At 65.9% G+C, this 17,674-nt stretch carries 17 protein-coding genes; 11 read left to right on the forward strand and 6 right to left on the reverse strand.

Translation table 11 applies throughout. The features are described 5' to 3' along the window. Positions 1–77: 77 nt before the first annotated feature. The 6 genes from ACF8O7_RS10285 to ACF8O7_RS10310 all read left to right on the forward strand — a co-directional run bounded on the left by ACF8O7_RS10285 (position 78) and on the right by ACF8O7_RS10310 (position 5,401). Positions 78–1,736, forward strand: a complete 1,659-nt coding sequence (locus ACF8O7_RS10285; RefSeq protein ID WP_016447642.1) for a CTP synthase — start codon at positions 78–80, stop codon at positions 1,734–1,736. 41 nt (positions 1,737–1,777) lie between these two features. Next, positions 1,778–2,635 (forward strand): 3-deoxy-8-phosphooctulonate synthase, encoded by an 858-nt coding sequence (kdsA, locus tag ACF8O7_RS10290; RefSeq protein ID WP_017404374.1) that lies wholly within the window; start codon positions 1,778–1,780, stop codon positions 2,633–2,635. A gap of 3 nt (positions 2,636–2,638) precedes the next feature. Continuing rightward, a complete protein-coding gene (locus ACF8O7_RS10295) occupies positions 2,639–2,929 on the forward strand; it encodes a DUF1330 domain-containing protein (RefSeq protein ID WP_016447644.1) in 291 nt (96 codons plus the stop codon). A 238-nt stretch (positions 2,930–3,167) separates the two neighbouring features. After that, positions 3,168–4,454 (forward strand): phosphopyruvate hydratase, encoded by a 1,287-nt coding sequence (eno, locus tag ACF8O7_RS10300; protein WP_012206907.1) that lies wholly within the window; start codon positions 3,168–3,170, stop codon positions 4,452–4,454. A gap of 64 nt (positions 4,455–4,518) precedes the next feature. Beyond that, on the forward strand, positions 4,519–4,797 hold the full coding sequence (ftsB, locus tag ACF8O7_RS10305) for a cell division protein FtsB (RefSeq protein WP_017404372.1): 279 nt from the start codon (positions 4,519–4,521) through the stop codon (positions 4,795–4,797). Positions 4,798–4,972: 175 nt separating this feature from the next. Beyond that, positions 4,973–5,401, forward strand: a complete 429-nt coding sequence (locus ACF8O7_RS10310) for a hypothetical protein (RefSeq protein WP_392443289.1) — start codon at positions 4,973–4,975, stop codon at positions 5,399–5,401. Positions 5,402–5,413: 12 nt separating this feature from the next. Here ACF8O7_RS10310 and ACF8O7_RS10315 read toward each other — a convergent pair whose 3' ends face one another. Both ACF8O7_RS10315 and ACF8O7_RS10320 read right to left on the reverse strand, forming a co-directional pair. Continuing rightward, complete coding sequence (locus ACF8O7_RS10315) at positions 5,414–6,406, reverse strand: Hsp33 family molecular chaperone HslO (protein ID WP_034399424.1); 993 nt, start codon at positions 6,404–6,406, stop codon at positions 5,414–5,416. Positions 6,407–6,441: 35 nt separating this feature from the next. Continuing rightward, positions 6,442–6,966: a gamma carbonic anhydrase family protein gene (locus ACF8O7_RS10320; protein WP_016451248.1), complete on the reverse strand. Its 525-nt coding sequence runs from the start codon at positions 6,964–6,966 to the stop codon at positions 6,442–6,444. A 54-nt stretch (positions 6,967–7,020) separates the two neighbouring features. Between ACF8O7_RS10320 and ACF8O7_RS10325 the strand changes: the two genes are divergently transcribed. The 3 genes from ACF8O7_RS10325 to ACF8O7_RS10335 all read left to right on the forward strand — a co-directional run bounded on the left by ACF8O7_RS10325 (position 7,021) and on the right by ACF8O7_RS10335 (position 10,641). Then, positions 7,021–7,827 carry a ferritin-like domain-containing protein gene (locus ACF8O7_RS10325; protein WP_046240924.1) on the forward strand — a complete coding sequence of 269 codons (807 nt, stop codon included), beginning with the start codon at positions 7,021–7,023 and terminating at the stop codon, positions 7,825–7,827. Positions 7,828–8,015: 188 nt separating this feature from the next. Next, a complete protein-coding gene (locus tag ACF8O7_RS10330) occupies positions 8,016–9,293 on the forward strand; it encodes an EAL and HDOD domain-containing protein (protein WP_016451246.1) in 1,278 nt (425 codons plus the stop codon). A gap of 58 nt (positions 9,294–9,351) precedes the next feature. After that, positions 9,352–10,641, forward strand: coding sequence for an EAL and HDOD domain-containing protein (locus tag ACF8O7_RS10335; protein ID WP_016447651.1), 1,290 nt, complete (start codon positions 9,352–9,354; stop codon positions 10,639–10,641). Positions 10,642–10,737: 96 nt separating this feature from the next. Here ACF8O7_RS10335 and ACF8O7_RS10340 read toward each other — a convergent pair whose 3' ends face one another. From ACF8O7_RS10340 to ACF8O7_RS10350, 3 genes are all read right to left on the reverse strand, one after another. Beyond that, the gene (locus ACF8O7_RS10340; RefSeq protein ID WP_392443291.1) at positions 10,738–11,736 is read right to left on the reverse strand and encodes a Bug family tripartite tricarboxylate transporter substrate binding protein; all 999 of its coding nucleotides are present in this window, start codon (positions 11,734–11,736) and stop codon (positions 10,738–10,740) included. A gap of 131 nt (positions 11,737–11,867) precedes the next feature. Then, entirely contained in the window at positions 11,868–12,824 is a 957-nt protein-coding gene (xerD, locus tag ACF8O7_RS10345) for a site-specific tyrosine recombinase XerD (RefSeq protein WP_392443466.1), read from the reverse strand. Between the two features lie 103 nt (positions 12,825–12,927). Continuing rightward, positions 12,928–13,890: a tripartite tricarboxylate transporter substrate binding protein BugE gene (locus ACF8O7_RS10350; RefSeq protein WP_012206917.1), complete on the reverse strand. Its 963-nt coding sequence runs from the start codon at positions 13,888–13,890 to the stop codon at positions 12,928–12,930. Positions 13,891–14,217: 327 nt separating this feature from the next. On the opposite strand from ACF8O7_RS10350, the gene ACF8O7_RS10355 reads away from it, so the two are divergent. Then, a complete protein-coding gene (locus ACF8O7_RS10355) occupies positions 14,218–15,126 on the forward strand; it encodes an AEC family transporter (protein WP_047219406.1) in 909 nt (302 codons plus the stop codon). A gap of 21 nt (positions 15,127–15,147) precedes the next feature. On the opposite strand, the gene ACF8O7_RS10360 is transcribed toward ACF8O7_RS10355, so the two are convergent. Continuing rightward, entirely contained in the window at positions 15,148–16,041 is an 894-nt protein-coding gene (locus tag ACF8O7_RS10360) for a LysR family transcriptional regulator (protein WP_016447656.1), read from the reverse strand. A gap of 231 nt (positions 16,042–16,272) precedes the next feature. Between ACF8O7_RS10360 and ACF8O7_RS10365 the strand changes: the two genes are divergently transcribed. Continuing rightward, the gene (locus tag ACF8O7_RS10365; RefSeq protein ID WP_016447657.1) at positions 16,273–17,661 is read left to right on the forward strand and encodes a sodium:solute symporter; all 1,389 of its coding nucleotides are present in this window, start codon (positions 16,273–16,275) and stop codon (positions 17,659–17,661) included. Positions 17,662–17,674: the final 13 nt, after the last annotated feature.

The following is a 17,674-nucleotide window of genomic DNA, read 5'->3' on the forward strand; positions in this document are numbered from 1 at the left end:
CGTCCGAGCAGCCCCGCGCGGCGCGGCGAATTCGGCGGCGCATCTATAATCCTGCTTTACCACCACCAATAAAAGACATGACCAAATTTGTCTTCGTCACAGGCGGTGTGGTGTCTTCCCTGGGCAAGGGAATCGCCTCAGCCTCCCTTGCTGCGATCCTCGAATCGCGCGGCCTCAAAGTCACTCTCATCAAGCTGGACCCGTACATCAACGTGGACCCGGGCACCATGTCGCCCTTCCAGCACGGTGAAGTGTTCGTGACCGACGATGGCGCAGAGACCGATCTGGACCTGGGCCACTACGAGCGTTTCATCGAAACGCGCATGAAGCAGTCCAACAACTTCACCACCGGCCGCATCTACCAGAGCGTTCTGGAGAAGGAGCGCCGCGGCGACTACCTGGGCAAGACCGTGCAGGTGATCCCTCACGTGACCAATGAAATCCAGGAGTACATCAAGCGCGGCGCCGGCATCGGCACGCCGGATGCCGTGGACGTGGCCATCTGCGAAGTCGGCGGCACGGTGGGCGATATCGAGTCCCTGCCCTTCCTCGAAGCCGTGCGCCAGCTGGCCCTCAAGCAGGGCCCCAACAACACGGCCTTCGTGCACCTGACCTACCTGCCCTGGATCGCCACGGCTGGCGAGCTCAAGACCAAGCCCACGCAGCACACCGTGCAGAAGCTGCGCGAGATCGGCATCCAGCCCGACGCCCTGCTGTGCCGCGCCCAGCACCGCGTGCCGGACGAGGAAAAGGAAAAGATCTCGCTGTTCACCAACGTTCCCGAATGGGGCGTGATCTCCATGTGGGACGTGGACACCATCTACAAGGTGCCCCGCATGCTGCACGAGCAGGGCCTGGACGGCCTGATCTGCGACAAGCTGCGCCTGAACACGCCGCCCACCAACCTCAAGCGCTGGGATGACCTGGTCCACGAGACCGAGCACCCGCAGGGCGAGGTCAAGATCGCCATGGTCGGCAAGTACGTCGAGCTGTCGGACGCCTACAAGTCCGTCAACGAGGCGCTCAAGCACGCCGGCATGCAAAGCCATGTGGCCGTGAAGATCACCCATGTGGACTCCGAGACCATCAGCGACGCCAATGCGCGCGACAAGCTCTCGCAGTACGACGCCATCCTCGTGCCCGGCGGCTTCGGCTCTCGCGGCGTGGAAGGCAAGATCTCCACGGCCCGCTACGCCCGCGAAAACAAGGTGCCCTACCTGGGCATCTGCCTGGGCATGCAGGTGGCCACCATCGAATACGCCCGCCATGTGGCCGGCCTCGAAGGCGCCAACTCCACCGAGTTCGACCCCAAGTCCGCCAACCCCGTGATCGCCCTGATCACCGAGTGGAAGGATGCCGACGGCACGGTCAAGACCCGCGACGAGAACTCCGACCTGGGCGGCACCATGCGCCTGGGCGCGCAGTCCTCCGACGTGCAGGCCGGCACGCTGGCCCACAGCATCTACGGTGACGTGGTCACCGAGCGCCACCGCCATCGCTATGAAGCCAACGTCCAGTATCTGGACCAGCTGCGCGAAGCGGGCCTGGTGATCTCGGCGCTGACCCAGCGTGAGCAGCTGACCGAGATCGTCGAACTTCCCAAGGAAGTTCACCCCTGGTACATCGGCGTGCAGTTCCACCCCGAGTTCAAGTCCACGCCGTGGAGCGGCCACCCGCTGTTCAATGCCTTCGTGAAGGCTGCGATCGAGCGCCAGAAGGCACCGCGCAAGTCCTGAGCCCCGCAACGCCGCCCACCATTTCCCAAGGAATCCCCACCATGAAACTCTGCGGCTTCGACGTCGGCCTCGACCGGCGCTTCTTTCTCATTGCAGGTCCCTGCGTCGTCGAGTCCGAACAGCTGCAGATGGACGTGGCGGGGCAGCTCAAGGAAATCACGGCGGCCCTGGGCATCCACTTCATCTTCAAGAGCAGCTACGACAAGGCCAACCGCAGCTCGGGCGCCAGCTTTCGCGGCCCGGGCATGGACAAGGGCCTGGAGATCCTCGCCAAGGTGAAGAAGGACCTGCAGGTCCCCATCCTGACCGACGTCCACACCGAGGCCGAGATACCGGCCGTGTCCCAGGTCGTGGACGTACTGCAGACGCCGGCCTTCCTGTGCCGCCAGACCGACTTCATCCGTGCCGTGGCCCAGTCGGGCCGGCCGGTGAACATCAAGAAGGGCCAGTTCCTGGCCCCGCATGACATGAAGAATGTCATCGACAAGGCCCGCGCCGCCGCCAAGGAGGCCGGCCTGCCCGAGGACAGCTTCATGGCCTGCGAGCGCGGCGCCAGCTTCGGCTACAACAATCTGGTCTCGGACATGCGCAGCCTGTCCATCATGCGCGAGACCGGTGCGCCCGTTGTCTTCGATGCCACGCACAGCGTGCAGCTGCCCGGCGGCAACGGCACCAGCAGCGGCGGCATGCGCGAGATGGTGCCCGTGCTCTCGCGTGCGGCCGTGGCCGTGGGCGTGGCGGGCCTGTTCATGGAAACCCATCCCAATCCTCCCTGCGCCCTCAGCGACGGCCCCAACGCCGTGCCGCTCAAGCACATGAAGGCCCTGCTCGAAACCCTGGTCGCGCTCGACGACGTGACCAAGAAGAACGGCTTCCTCGAAAACGACTTTGGAGTCTGACCCATGGCCAGCGGCTACATCATTGCGTCCGTCACCGTCACCAAGCCCGAGCAGTACGAGGAGTACCGCAAGTGGAGCACCGAGGCCATGCGCGCGCATGGCGCCGAAGTCTGCGTGCGCGGCGGCAAGGTCGAAGTGCTCGAAGGCGACTGGAATCCCGGCCGCACCGTGATCCTCAAGTTCCCCAGCTTCGAGGCCGCCAAGGCTTTCTACGACACGCCCGAGTACCTGCGTGCCCGCGAAGCCCGCGAAGGCGCGGCCATCATGCGCATGGTCTGCGTCGAGGGTGTCTGACCGCGGCCAGCGATACCCGGCCCGTCAAGAGCGCAGCGCATACAAAGCCATCCACCCAATTTGTGCACAATGGCCGCCGCCCGATCGCAGATACTGCGCCGCGGAGCATGGCCGTGCACGGTGGCGCGGCAGCCTGCCACGCCACCGACCACCCATACCGCTTGCCCGGCAAGCACCAGGGCGCAACCTCACCGGAACCCGCCTGCACACCGATTTCAAAAACCGCAAAGGAAATGCCATGAGTGCAATCGTTGACATCGTAGGCCGCGAAGTGCTGGACAGCCGCGGCAACCCCACCGTCGAGTGCGACGTGCTGCTGGAATCGGGCGTGATGGGCCGCGCGGCCGTGCCTTCGGGCGCGTCCACCGGCTCGCGCGAAGCCATCGAGCTGCGTGACGGCGACAAGAGCCGCTACCTGGGCAAGGGCGTGCTCAAGGCCGTCGAGCACATCAACACCGAGATCTCCGAAGCCGTGCTGGGCCTGGACGCCTCCGAGCAGGCCTTCCTGGACAAGACCCTGATCGACCTGGACGGCACGGACAACAAGGGCCGCCTGGGCGCCAACGCCATGCTGGCCGTCTCCATGGCCGTGGCCCGCGCCGCCGCCGAAGAGGCCGGCCTGCCGCTGTACCGCTACCTGGGCGGCATGGGCGGCATGCAGCTGCCCGTGCCGATGATGAACGTCATCAACGGCGGCGCACACGCCAACAACAGCCTGGACCTGCAGGAATTCATGATCATCCCCGTGGGCGCGCCTTCGTTCCGCGAAGCCGTGCGCTGGGGTGCCGAAGTCTTCCACGCGCTCAAGAAGATCATCCACGACAAGGGCATGAGCACGGCCGTGGGCGACGAAGGCGGTTTTGCGCCTTCCGTGGAAAACCACGAAGCCGCCATCCAGCTGATCCTGCAGGCCATCGAAAACGCAGGCTACAAGGCCGGCGAACAGATCGCCCTGGGCCTGGACTGCGCCGCCAGCGAGTTCTACAAGGACGGCATGTACGTGCTGGCCGGTGAAGGCAACCTGACGCTGACCGCCACCCAGTGGACCGATATGCTGGCCGGCTGGTGCGACAAGTACCCCATCATCTCCATCGAGGACGGCATGGCCGAAGGCGACTGGGATGGCTGGAAGATCCTGACCGACCGCCTGGCCGCCAAGGTCCAGCTGGTGGGCGACGACCTGTTCGTCACCAACACCAAGATCCTGAAGGAAGGCATCGACAAGAAGATCGCCAACTCCATCCTGATCAAGATCAACCAGATCGGCACGCTGACCGAAACCTTCGCCGCCATCGAAATGGCCAAGCGCGCCGGCTACACGGCCGTGATCTCGCACCGCTCGGGTGAAACCGAGGATTCGACGATTGCCGACATCTCCGTGGGCACCAACGCAGGCCAGATCAAGACCGGCTCGCTGAGCCGTTCGGACCGCATCGCCAAGTACAACCAGCTGCTGCGCATCGAGGAAGACCTGGGTGACATCGCCCACTACCCCGGCCGCGAGGCTTTCTACAACCTGCGCTGAAAAGCGTTAGGCTTGCAAGCCATCGGGCCTGCAAGCCTTTTTCCTGTCAGCGATATCTGCCCCCATGGTCAACCGCGTCGTCCCCATTGTCCTGCTCGCCCTGCTGGCTGCCGTGCACGCGCAGCTGTGGCTGGGCCACGGCAGCGTGGCCTATGTGAAGGAACTGCAGCAGCAGATCCACGACCAGAACGTGGCCAACGCGCTGGAAAAAGCCGAGAACGACCGTCTGGCCTCCGAGGTCAACGACCTCAAGGACGGCCTAGCCATGGTCGAGGAGAAGGCCCGCAGCGAACTGGGCATGGTCAAGCCCAACGAGATCTTCGTGCAGATCGTGCGGCGCTGAGGATTGGGATTTCCTGCACCAAGGCCGGCTTCATGCCGGCCTTGTGTTTTTGCAACAAGGCGCCTGCGCCCCTTGCCCGGGCCTGCGCGCAAGCCGAGACAGGTACTTGGACACAGACCGCTTGCCCCCGCCCCCGGTGATTCTTCTGGGATCGCCACCCGCGCTCGCGCTTTCCATGGCCCATGCACTGCGCCAGGCCTGGCGGCACCACGGAGCATCTCCTGCCGACTGGCAATGCCTGGCGGCCGAGCCGGGGCAGTCTCTGCCGGAACATGGGGCCGTCTACCTACTGGGACTGGATTGGAGAGCCTCCGTCACCGAGCACGAAGGGGTGAGCGATGGCCCTGCCGCACAGCTCCAGCATTGGCGCGACCAATTGCAAAGCCAGTCACGCGACTACGTGGTGCTCTACGGCAATACCGCCCAGCAATGGCAACAGCTGGCCGAGTCGCTCAGGCTCAAGGCTCCGCAAATGGACTGGTCCTGGCTGCCCGCAAGCCCCGCGCAACGCGGCGCCCGCCTTCGCCCCTACGGCTGCGAGCAATGCAGCGACCCGGACTGCGAGCGGCGATTGTTCGACGCGCTGCGCAGCGGGCGAGACTGAAGCCGGGCGTATTTACTGCACGTTCTTCGAGGTCGGCGGCTGCTTGCCGGCCTCGGTGAACAGCTGGGCTGCGTCGATGGGATCGAATTCGTACTGCTTGCCGCAGAAGTCACAGCCCACCTCAATGCTGCCGCGCTCCTCCAGGATGCTCTCCACCTCTTCGGAGCCCAGCGACACCAGCATGGACGCCACACGGTCACGGCTGCAGGTGCACGCAAAGCGCGGATGCTCCTCGTCCTGCTGGGGCACGAAGCGCATCAGCTTCTCTTCCCAGAACAGGCGGCGCAGTATGGTCTCCACATCCAGCGTGAGCAGCTCGTCGCGCGTGAGGCTGGAGGCCAGCGTGGCGATACGGTTGTAGTCCTCGTTCAGCCCGATGGCATCCTGACCCGACTGCTCGCTTTCGGTGGCAGCGGCCAGGTTGGCCTCACCCTTGACCGGCATGCGCTGGATCAGCAGGCCGGCGGCCACCTGGTCGTCGGCCGCCAGCACCAGCACGGTGTCCAGCTGTTCCGACTGCAGCATGTAGTGCTGCAGCGCGTCGGACACCTTGGTGAAGCGCCGGCCCTGCGCATCCTGCAGCGGCACCACGCCCTGGTAGGGCTGCTGGCCCGGCTGGCGCCCCTTGGGGTCCAGCGTGATGGCGCAGCGGCCGCCGCCGTGCACATTGAGCAGTTGTTCCAGCGTGGCGCCTTCGGGAGGGTCGCCGATCAGGGTGGCGGTGGCGCGCAGGCCGAAATCGGACTGCACCTCGGCCACAGCCAGCTTGACCGGGCCATCGCCCATGACCTGGAAGACCAGGGCGCCGTTGAACTTGATATTGGACTGCATGAGCACGCCCGCAGCCGCCATTTCTCCCAGCAGTTCGCTCACGGCAGCGGGGTAGGCGCCGGTCTCGCCGTTGCCCGCGCGGCGCTGCAGGATTTCCTGCCAGGCATCGGTGAGGCGAACGATGGAGCCGCGCACGGGCAGGCCTTCGAAGATGAATTTATGCAGTTCAGACACGCTGATGGATTCCGTAAAAAAGTGCCGGGCCTCGCTCAGCCCAGCTTGCGCAGCCCGGTCTTGAACCGTCGCGCATTGTCGACATAGTGTTGGGCGCTGCGGCGCAAGCCCTCGATCTGCTCGGGCGTCAATTGGCGCACGGCCTTAGCCGGGCTGCCGATGATCATCGAGCCATCGGGAAATTCCTTGCCTTCGGTGATGAGTGCTCCGGCGCCGACCAGGCAGTTGCGGCCGATCTTCGCGCCGTTGAGCACCACGGCACCGATGCCTATCAGCGACTCGTCGCCAATGGTGCAGCCATGCAGCATGACCTGGTGGCCCACGGTCACGTGGCGCCCCACGACCAGCGGCTTGCCCAGGTCGGCATGCAGCACGCTGGCGTCCTGGATGTTGCTGCCCTCACCGATGGTGATGCTCTCGCAGTCGCCGCGCAGCACGGCGCCGAACCAGATGCTGGCGTCTTCGGCCAGCTGCACATTGCCCATCACTTCGGCGCTGTCGGCCACCCAGGCCGACGCCGCCACTTCAGGGGCCACTCCATCCAGTTCATAGATCGCCATGGGTCTTTGTCTCCGTCAATTATTGGTGATGGCAGGAAACCTAGAATTGTAGGGATGGAGTTACGTCACCGCGCCCTTGAGGTCTTGTGCCTCACGGACCCCGAAGAAAAGGCCGCCGCCGCGTTGGACATGTATGCGCGGCAGGCGCTTTATTCAATAGCACCGCAGGCACCGGCCCTGCCGGATCCCGCGCCGGACCTGCCGGGCCGCCCGCTGCGGCCCGAGCTGCGCCACCACACCGCCGTTGCAAGGCGTTCGCCGGCGACGCCGGAAGGCCGGGCCGTGCTGATCCACGCCATAGCCCACATCGAGTTCAACGCCATCAATCTGGCGCTGGACGCCGTCTGGCGCTTTGACGGCATGCCGCAGCAGTACTACCTGGACTGGCTGCAGGTGGCCGCCGAGGAGGCCAAGCACTTTCGCCTGCTGCGCGAGCATCTGCGTGCGCACCTGGGCCACGACTACGGCGATTTCCCGGCCCACCAGGGCCTGTGGACCATGTGCGAGAAGACCGCCCATGACGTGGTGGCCCGCATGGCCCTGGTGCCGCGCACGCTGGAGGCGCGCGGCCTGGACGCCACGCCCCAGATCCAGAACAAGCTGCGCAACACGCGCGCGCCCGATGCGCTGGCGGCGGTGGACATCCTCGACATCATCCTGCGCGAGGAAGTGGGCCACGTGGCCATAGGCAATCATTGGTACCGCTGGCTGTGCGAGCGCGAAGGCCTGGAGCCCGAGGCCCACTACCAGGCGCTGACCCTGCGCTACGAGGCGCCGCGCCTGCGCCCGCCCTTCAACGAACGCGCACGCCGCGCCGCAGGCTTCACCGATACTGAACTGGCCTGGTTGCAGCAGGTCTGAAGAAAGCCTGCCTGCGCCGTGCGGACAGGCCCAGGCCGCTCGTGAAGCCACACAATGGTTTACAAACTAGGATGGGTCCGACTCCGCAATCGGACTTGTCCCAGCAGACACTGCCTGTCGGCATATTTATTCAGAACATTCCTACAATCAGATCTGCTGCTTCCCGTGTCCCTTCGACCGAACACTCCATGACCGAATTGCCTGTCCATCTCTTCAACGATGCCCCTGTGGCCAGCCCCGCGTCCACGGATCGGGGAATGATTGCGCGCCAGGCCATCGTCAACGGGGTGCAGCAGATCATCGGCTATGAGCTTTTCAACCGTTCGCGCGCCTACCCGGACCATACGGCGGCCTCGGATGTGTCCCTGGTGTTCACGGCCCTGTCGCATGCGGGCGAAGAAGATCTGGTTGGCACCAAGCTGATGTTCGTCAACTGCACGCATGAAAGCCTGGCCGGCGGGCATCTGGAGCTGCTCAACCCCGACAAGGTGGTGCTGGAGATACCGCCGCTGGGCCTGGCCGCCCAGCAGGAGGTACAGGCCCGCCTGCCCATCCTCAGCAATCTGCGCGCACGCGGTTTCAACCTGGCCTTCAATCACACGGTGCTGGAGTCCGCCTATGCAGCCTGGCTGCCCCTGGCCGACTACATCAAGTTCGACCTGTCCGTGCTGGCCCCTGACCAGTTGGCCGTGCTGGTCAATTTTGCCGGCCGCCACACGCGCGCCGAGCTGATCGCCGAGAAGGTGGAAAGCGCCCAGCAGCATGAGCAGGTGGGCCGCCTGGGCATACAGCTGTTCCAGGGCTTCTGGTTCGCGCGGCCCACGGTGGTGCGCACCAAGCTGCTGTCGCCCTCGCAGCAAAGCATTGTCCAGCTGCTGAATCTGGTGCGCCAGCAGGCCAGCACCGATGCCATCGAGGATGTGCTCAAGAAAGATGCGGGCCTGGCCTTCAACCTGATGCGCCTGATCAATTCCGTGGGCTTCGGCGTGCAGCGCGAGATCACCTCGTTCCGCCAGGCCGTGATGCTCATGGGCCTCAAGAAGCTGTTCCGCTGGGCGGCCATGCTGCTGACCGCATCGCGCAACGGCGGCCCGCCGCCGGCCATCGGCCAGACCGCCGTGATCCGAGGGCGGCTGATGGAGCTGCTGGCCCAGGAATCGCTGAGCGAGGAAGACTCCGACCAGGCCTTCGTCGTCGGCATCTTCTCGCTGCTGGGCAGCATGCTGGACCTGCCGCAGGACGTGGCCATGAGCCTGATCCCCGTGCCCGACGCCGTCTCCGCCGCCGTGCTGCGCCACGAAGGCGTGCTGGGCGAGCTGCTGATCCTGGCCCAGGCCTGCGAAGCCAGCGACGATGCAGCCTTCCACCGCAGCGCAGGCGCGCTGCGCCTGAGCAGCCAGCAGATCAACTGGGCCCATCTGCAGGCCCTGGCCTGGACCGACCAACTGGCAGACAGCTCGCTATAGCTATAAGCTATAGAACGCCATCGAAAGCCATCGCTCATCCATCTTTCTCAGCTTCCAAATGACTACCAACGACAACTCCTCCGCTCCGCCGCCCCCCCTGCCAGCCGGGGTGGAGGACGGGCAGGTGGCCGTCATTGCGCGCCAGGCCATCGTCAACGAGGCGCGCGATGTCTTCGGCTATGAGCTTTTCGACCGCTCCACGGCCCAGCATGCGCACACGGCGGCCTCCGATGCCGCCCTGCTCTTCAACGCGCTGTCGTATGCGGGCGCCGAAGCGCTGGTGGGCAAGAAGACAGTCTTCATCAACTGCACGCATGACAGCCTGGCCGGCGGCCACCTGGAACTGATCCACCCCGACAAGGTGGTGCTGGAGGTGCCCACGCTGGGCGAGAACGCCACGGCTGCCGATATCGAGGAACGCCTGCCCACCTTCCAGGCCCTGCGCCAGCGCGGCTTCCGCCTGGCCTTCAACCAGCACCTGCTGCGCCGCGCCTATGCCAGCTGGCTGCCTGCGGCCGCCTTCATCAAGCTGGACATGCAGACCTTCGCACTGGCCGATGCCGAGACCCTGGTGAAGTTCGCGCGCGCCCATACCAATGCCCAGATCGTGGCCGAAAAGGTCGAGACCTCCGAGCAGTTCGAGCGCATGCGCGACCTGGGCGTGCGGCTGTTCCAGGGCTTTTGGTTCGCCCAGCCGCAACTCGTGCAGGCGCGCACCATCCGCCCCACGCAGGCCACAATCATCCAGCTGATCAATCTGGTGCGCCAGCAGGCCAGCACGGACGAGATCGAAGCCCTGCTCAAGAAGGATCCCACGCTGTCCTTCAACCTGCTGCGCTTCATCAACTCCTCGGGCTTCGGCCTGTCGTGCGAGATCACCTCGTTCCGCCACGCGGTGATGATCCTGGGCCTCAAGAAGCTGTTCCGCTGGGCGGCCCTGCTTTTGACCACTTCGCGCGCGGGCGGCACGCCGCCGGCCGTGGGCCAGACCGCCGTGGTCCGCGGGCGCCTGATGGAGTTGCTGACGGCCGAGCTGCTCTCGCCCGAGGAGTGCGACAACGCCTTCGTGGTCGGCGTGTTCTCGCTGCTGGACGTGATGCTGGGCCAGCCCATGGAAAAGGCGCTGGAGTCCATCGCCCTGCCCCAGCCCGTGATCGATGCGCTGGTGCACAACAAGGGCGTGTTCGCGCCCTTCCTGGAGTTGACGCGTGCCTGCGAAAGCGGCGATGACGAAGGCTTCGCGCGCGCAGCCAATGCACTGCAGCTGTCCAACCACCAGGTCAACTGGGCGCATCTGCAGGCCCTGGCCTGGGCCGACAATCTCACGGCGGACGAGCCCATGGCATAGGCGGGCCCCGCACATCCGGCACCAAAGACAAAGGGCTTGCGGCCATGACGGCTGCAAGCCCTTTTTGCATGGGCGCCGGTGGCGCCCTGCGCTCCATCAATTGAGCTTGATGCCGGCTGCGCGAATGATGCGCGCGTTGGACTGGGACTCGGCCTCGATCTGGCGTGCAAAGTCCTCGGCCTTGCCGCCCATGGCCACGTTGTCGGTGGCCTCCAGCTTGGCGCGCATGTCCGGCTGGGCCAGCACCTGGTTGATCTCGGCATTGAGCTTTTGCAGCACGGGCGCAGGCGTTCCAGCGGGCGCGAAGATGCCGAACACCGAGGTCATGTTGGCGCTCTTGTAGCCCAGTTCGGCCAGCGTGGGAACGCCGGGCAGCGACTCCAGGCGCTGGGGTGCGCCCACGGCCAGGGCCTTGAACTTGCCCGCCTTGATGTGCTGCAAAACGGCCGGGCCGGCATTGGTGGACAGCACTTCGAACTGCGCGCTCAGGCCGTCATTGAGCTGCTGCCCGCCGCCCTTGTAGGGAATGTGCGTGATCCGGACCTGCGAGGTATGCATGATCTGCTCGAGCATGATGTGGCCCAGCGAGGCCAGGCCGGCCGTGGCCCAGCGCACTTCGCCGGGCTGCGCCTTGGCCTGGGCCACCAGCGCATTGAAGTCGGCCGCCGTGGAGCGGGCCGTGCCCAGCAGCAGCACGGGCGAGTACATCACGCTGGTCACGGGCACCAGGTCGCGCTGCGGATCGAACAGGGGCTTGCCCAGGTGCGGGCTCAGCGTCAGCGGGCTGATGGAGGAAAAGCCCAGCGTGTAGCCATCGGGTGCGGCCTTGGCCACCAGGTCCAGGCCGATGGCGCCGCCGGCGCCGGCCTTGTTGTCCACCACCACGGGCTGGCCCAGGCGGGCGGCCAGCTTCTCGCCCAGGGCGCGGGCTACCACATCGCTGACGCCGCCGGCCGGGTAGGAAACCACCACGCGGATGGGCCGGCTGGGCCATGCCGCATCGGCAGCCGACGCAGACATCGGCAGGGCCGCGGCAGCCACCGTCGCCGCCAGCATGGAAGTCACCAGCACATGCCGGCGCAGGAAATCAGTCATCGAGAACTCCGCAGAAACACATCGAACACGGCGGTGATTGTTGTGCAAAGCACATATCCCCGAGGCGGGCTTTGCCACTTCGACGGTTTCAACGCCAGAAATAGGCAATCCGGCGAACCGACCACATCCAATCAACCACGCGGATGGTGCAAAGCGTGCAGGGCCTTGAGCCGCTCGCGCGCCACATGGGTGTAGATGGTGGTGGTGGAAATATCGGCATGGCCCAGCAGCATCTGCACCACGCGCAGGTCAGCGCCGTGGTTGAGCAAATGCGTGGCGAAGGCATGGCGCAGCGTGTGCGGCGACAGCGGTGCCGCAATGCCGGCCATCTGCGCACAGCGCTTGACGATGACCCAGAACATCACGCGGCTCATCGCAGCCCCTCGCTGGGTCACGAAGACCGCATCGCTGCGCTGCCCGCCCAGGATGGCGCCGCGCGCCGTGGCCAGATAGCGCTCCAGCCACCAATGTGCCTCCTGGCCGAAGGGCACCAGTCTTTCCTTTTGCCCCTTGCCGGTCACGCGCAGCACGCCCGAGCGCAGATCGATGCCATGCATCGGCAGATCCACCAGCTCGCTCACGCGCAGGCCGCTGGCGTACATCAGCTCCAGCATGGCGCGGTCACGCAGGCCCAGCGGCGTATCGACATCGGGCGCCTTGAGCAGCGCCTCCACCTGAGCCTGCGTCAGCGTATGCGGCACGCGCGGCGGCTGCCGTGCCGCCAGCATGCGCACCGTGGGATCGGCCGCAATGCGCTGCTCGCGCAGCGCCCAGTGGTAGTAGCGGCGCAGCACCGTCAACCGCCGGTTGGAAGAACTGGCCTTGGTCTGCTCCACGCGCACCGCGAAATAGCCCTGCAGTTCCAGCTCGCCCGCCGCATCCAGCGCCAGCGGCGGCCGCTGGTGCGCCAGCCACCGCCCCCAGGCCGTCAGATCGCGGCGGTAGGCCGCCAGCGTATTGCGCGACAGCCCGTCCTCCAGCAGCAGCGCATCCATGAAAAGGTCCAGCGCATCCAGGCTGGCCGGCAGCGGCGCGGGCCAGGATGCAGGATCGGCAGCAGGTTCGGCTTCGGCAACCGAGGGGGACATGATGGAAGCGGCAGGCACTTGGGACATCCCATCAAGCCTACAACGAAAAAACCCGAGGTCCGCAAGGAGCCTCGGGTTCTGAGCCAACCGCTCAGGGCGGTGCTTACTCCAGCGTGAGTTTTTGCTGGGCAACCACCTTCTTGTAGGTCTCGTACTCGTCCTTGATCTGCTTGGCGAACTCTTCAGGCGAGTTGCCGATGACCAGGGAGCCCGTGTCCTCGATGCGCTTGCGCACGGCCGGGTCCTGCAGCACCTTGCGCACGGCGGCGTTGATCTTGTCCACCACATCCTTGGGCATGTTCTTGGGGCCCAGGATGCCGTAGTAGGCCATGCGGTTCACCGGCTCCAGGCCCACTTCCTTGAAGGTGGGCACATTGGGCAGCACGGCCAGGCGCTGGGGCGCGGCCACCACGATGGGCACCAGGCGGTTGTCCTTGATGAACGGCAGGGCCGAGGGCAGGTTGTCCAGCACCATGGGCACCTGGCCCGCCACCACGTCGTTGAGCGCAGGGCCCGCGCCGCGGTAGGGGATGTGGGTGACGAAGGTGTTGGTCAGGCTCTTGTACAGCTCCATCAGCATGTGCTGGATGCCGCCCGTGCCCGAGGACGCATAGGAGTACTTGCCCTGGGACTTCTTGAGTTCGGCCTCGAAGCTCTTGTAGTCCTTGGCGGGGAACTTGGGGTTCACCGCAATCACGTTGGGCGTGGCCGCCACGTTGATGATGGGCGTGAAGTCCGTCAGCGTGTTGTACGAGATCTTGGGGTTGATCGCGGGGTTGGTCGCCGTGGTCGAGACCGTGGCGATGCCCAGGCTGTAGCCATCGGGCTGCGAGCGCGCGGTTTCCATGGCGCCGATGACGCCACCGCCGCCGCCGCGGTTGTCCACCACCACGGGCTGGCCCAGTTCCTTGGTCAGGGGTTCGGCGATCACGCGGGCGATGATGTCGGTCGTGCCACCGGGGGCGAAGGGCACCACCAGCTTGATCGGCTTGGTGGGGTAGGCCTGGGCCAGGGCTCCGGTGCTTGCGAGGACCAGGGTCAGTCCCATCCAGCTGCGACGATTCATACAGGATCTCCTTTTGGGGGTCGTGTTGACGAAGAGGTTTTCATGGACATCCGCAAGGCCGTGCCTGCGGATGGATGGTCTGCGAAACGGAGGCTCGCAAACGCTGCCACGGAACAGCCATGTTGGGGCCTGGAGCCCGCTGCGCGCTTGACGGTCGTCAGGACCTGCGCTTTCGGATTGGCTGTGTGGACCCCAGCGATGCTAAGGCCCGGGGCCCGGTTGTCACAGTTTGTCGCAGCACTGATTTCCCGGTGTTTACCCCTAGCCTCGCGCCATGGTTTCTCGGGAGACGCGGCGACTGCGGGGTTGCGCTTATGCTCAGCCCCCGTGAACTACGCCGTGCTGCTCTTCCCCGATTTTTCGCTCATCGTGCTTGGCTACGTGCTGTGCCGCTTCACACAGCTCAATCGCACGGTCTGGCAGGCGGTGGAGGCGCTGGTGTACTACCTGCTGTTCCCGGTGCTGCTGTTCCACTCCATCGTCAAGAGCCCGGTGGACTGGGGTGCCACCTCCCACTTGCTGGCCGCTGGCGTGTGTGCGGCCCTGGTCGGCATCGGCCTGGCCTACAGCCTGCCCTGGTGGCCGGGCCTGCGCGGCCGCATCGATGTGCGCGAGCATGCCGGCGCCGTGCAGGTGGCGTTTCGCTTCAACTCCTTCATCGGCCTGGCGCTGGCCAGCCGACTGGCGGGGCCTGAGGGCCTGCTGTTCATCTCGGTGCTGATAGGCGTGAGCGTGCCGCTGTGCAATATCGCGGCCGTCTGGCCCATGGCGCGCGGCAGCAACCAGCACTTCCTGGGGCAACTGGTGCGCAATCCGCTGATCGTGGGCACGCTGTCGGGCCTGGTGTTCAGCGCGCTGGGGCTGAAGCTGCCCGCGCTGCTCGAGCCGTCAGTCTCCCGCATAGGCGCAGCCTCCATCGCGCTGGGCCTGATGTCGGCCGGCGCCGGCATGCAGTTCGGCGCGCTGGCCGCCGGCAAGCTGCTGGCCGTGTGCCTGCTGGCCGTGCGGCATCTGGTGCAGCCGCTGATCGCCTATGCCATGGTGCGGGCATTTGGCCTCAGCGGTGCGCAGGCGCTGATCCTCATGGCCTTCTCGGCTCTGCCCACCGCATCGTCGTGCTATGTGCTGGCCGCGCGCATGGGCTACAACGGCTCGTATGTGGCGGGGCTGGTCACGCTGTCCACGCTGCTGGGCGTGCTCAGCCTGCCGTTTGCGCTGAGCCTGCTGCAGTTCTGATGCCGCTGTGCCGCGGCGCCCCTACAGCACGGCACGCATGTCGTCCGTGAAGGCGGCCGTGATGTCGTCCTGGCGTGCGCGCTTCCTGGCCACCATGGTGATGTCCACGTCATAGCTGAAGAGGGATTCGTCCAGCGCATGCAGCAGGCCGGCAGCCACATAGGGCGCTGCGTAATGTTCTGGCAGGTAGCCCAGGTGGGCGCCTGACAGGATGAGGATGGCGGCCGCCTCCATGTTGTCCGCCTCCGAGGTGACATGGCGCGGGCGCCCCGTCAGCGGCGCCTGCGGCAGTGGATAGGTGCGCCAGGTCCAGTCGGCTTCGCCCGCCTCCTGCGCGCCGATGCGGCCCGCGCGCGCGGCAAAGGGATGGCTGGCGCTGCAATAGGCCACCTGCCTTTCGCTGAACAGCCGCGTGTATTCCAGCGCCGGGGCGCGGTGCAGGAAATAGCCCACGGCGACCTGCAGCTCATCGCGCAGCAGCATTTCCTCCAGCTCGCGCGGCCCGCGCACCAGCACAGACAGGCGCACGGCCTCGTCGCGCTGGCGAAAGCGCTGTATGGCCCGCCCCATCAACGCGTTGTATTCCGTGGGTGCATTGCCGATCAGGCCGATGGCCAGGCTGCCGACCAGTTGCCTGTGCATGTTGCGCGCCTGCGCGCTGAATCCTTCCAGGCCCTGCAGCGCAGCGCGGGCCAGGTCGACGAAGCGCCGGCCCTTGGCCGTCAGGCGAAAGCCGCCGCGCCCGCGCTCGCACAGGCTGAACCCCAGGCGTGTCTCCAGCGTGGACAGCTGGCTGCTGAGCGTGGACTGCCCCACGCCAAGAATGGCCTGCGCAGCCGATACACCGCCCGCGTCGACGATGGCCAGAAAAACGCGCAGCAGCCGCAGGTCGAGATCTGAAACGGTATGGAGCATGGGGTTTTCACTCAGCAAAGATCGATGTTCATCGATGTTTGTAGATGGAACTTGAAATGGATGCAAGCCCGGCTGCTGTCTAGCATTCACGGCTGTTGCGGCGCGCTTCGGTTCACCGGAGCACGCTGCCAGCGCAGAACAAGAGGGGCGGTCCGTGACATTCACTTGCGTGAATACCGCTGTTTCAGAAGGACCCTGCACACGGGGTCGGAACAAAAGGGGAGAGAGACCATGGTGCTTGATATCTCGGTGGTAGTGATCTACGCGGCAGCCATGCTGCTGCTGGGCTGGTACGGCATGCGCCGCGCGAAGACGCAGGAGGACTTTCTCGTGGCGGGCCGCAACCTCGGGCCGGGCCTGTACATGGGCACCATGGCTGCCACGGTGATCGGCGGGGCCAGCACGGTGGGCACGGTACGCCTGGGCTACGTGTACGGCATCTCGGGCTTGTGGCTGTGCGCGGCTCTGGGTGCGGGCCTGCTGGTGCTGAACCTGTTCCTGGCCAAGCCCCTGCTCAGGCTGCGCATCTGCACCGTGACCCAGGTGCTGGAGCGGCGCTACAGCGCCCGCACCCAGCAGGCCAGCGCACTGGTGATGCTGGCCTATGCGCTGATGCTGGCGGCCACGTCGGTGATCGCCATCGGCACCGTGATGCAGGTGCTGTTCGACCTGCCTCTGTGGATCTCCATCCTGGTGGGCGGTGGCGTCGTGGTCATCTACTCGGCCGTGGGCGGCATGTGGTCGCTGACGCTGACGGACATCGTGCAGTTCGTGATCAAGACCGCGGGCCTGATGCTGATCCTGCTGCCCATCTGCCTGTACCGCGTGGGCGGCTGGGACCAGCTGGTTGCACGGCTGCCTGCGTCCAGCTTCGATGTCACATACATCGGCTGGGACACCATCGCCACCTACTTCGTCATCTATTTCTTCGGAATCATGATCGGCCAGGACGTGTGGCAGCGCGTGTTCACGGCCCGCAGCGAACGCGTGGCCGCCGTGGCGGGCAGCCTCGCCGGCCTGTACTGCGTGGTCTACGGGCTGGTCGGCGCCCTGGTGGGCATGGCGGCGCGGGTGCTGCTGCCGGAACTGGACAATCCCAACAACGCCTTTGCCGCCATCGTGCAGGCCAGCCTGCCGGACGGCGTCCGCGGCCTGGTGATCGCTGCCGCGCTGGCCGCCATGATGTCCACCGCCAGCGCGGCCATGCTGGCGGGCTCCACCGTGCTGGCCGAAGACCTCGTGCCCCTGCTGCGGCAAGGCAAGCCGCTGGCCGATGTGCGCTGGCACCGGCTGCTGACGCTGCTGGTGGGCCTTGCCGTGCTCGGCATCGCCCTGGTGGTGGACGACGTGCTCAATGCCCTGACCACCGCCTACAACCTGCTCGTGGGCGGCATGCTGGTGCCGCTGATCGGCGCCATCTACTGGCGCCGCGCCACCACGGCGGGCGCCATTGCCAGCATGCTGCTGGGCTGCGCCACGGCAGTGGTCTTCATGGTCCGCGACGGATTGGCCGCCAACACGCCGATCTACGCCAGCCTGGCCATGAGCACGGCCAGTTTCATCCTCATCAGCCTGGCGCAGCGCTCGCAGCAGCGCTCCCTGTCGGGCATCCAATCCTGAACCAAGGGACACC

It is taken from the genome of Delftia sp. WSY_16, assembly GCF_043104415.1.
Lineage (GTDB): Bacteria > Pseudomonadota > Gammaproteobacteria > Burkholderiales > Burkholderiaceae_C > Comamonas > Comamonas tsuruhatensis.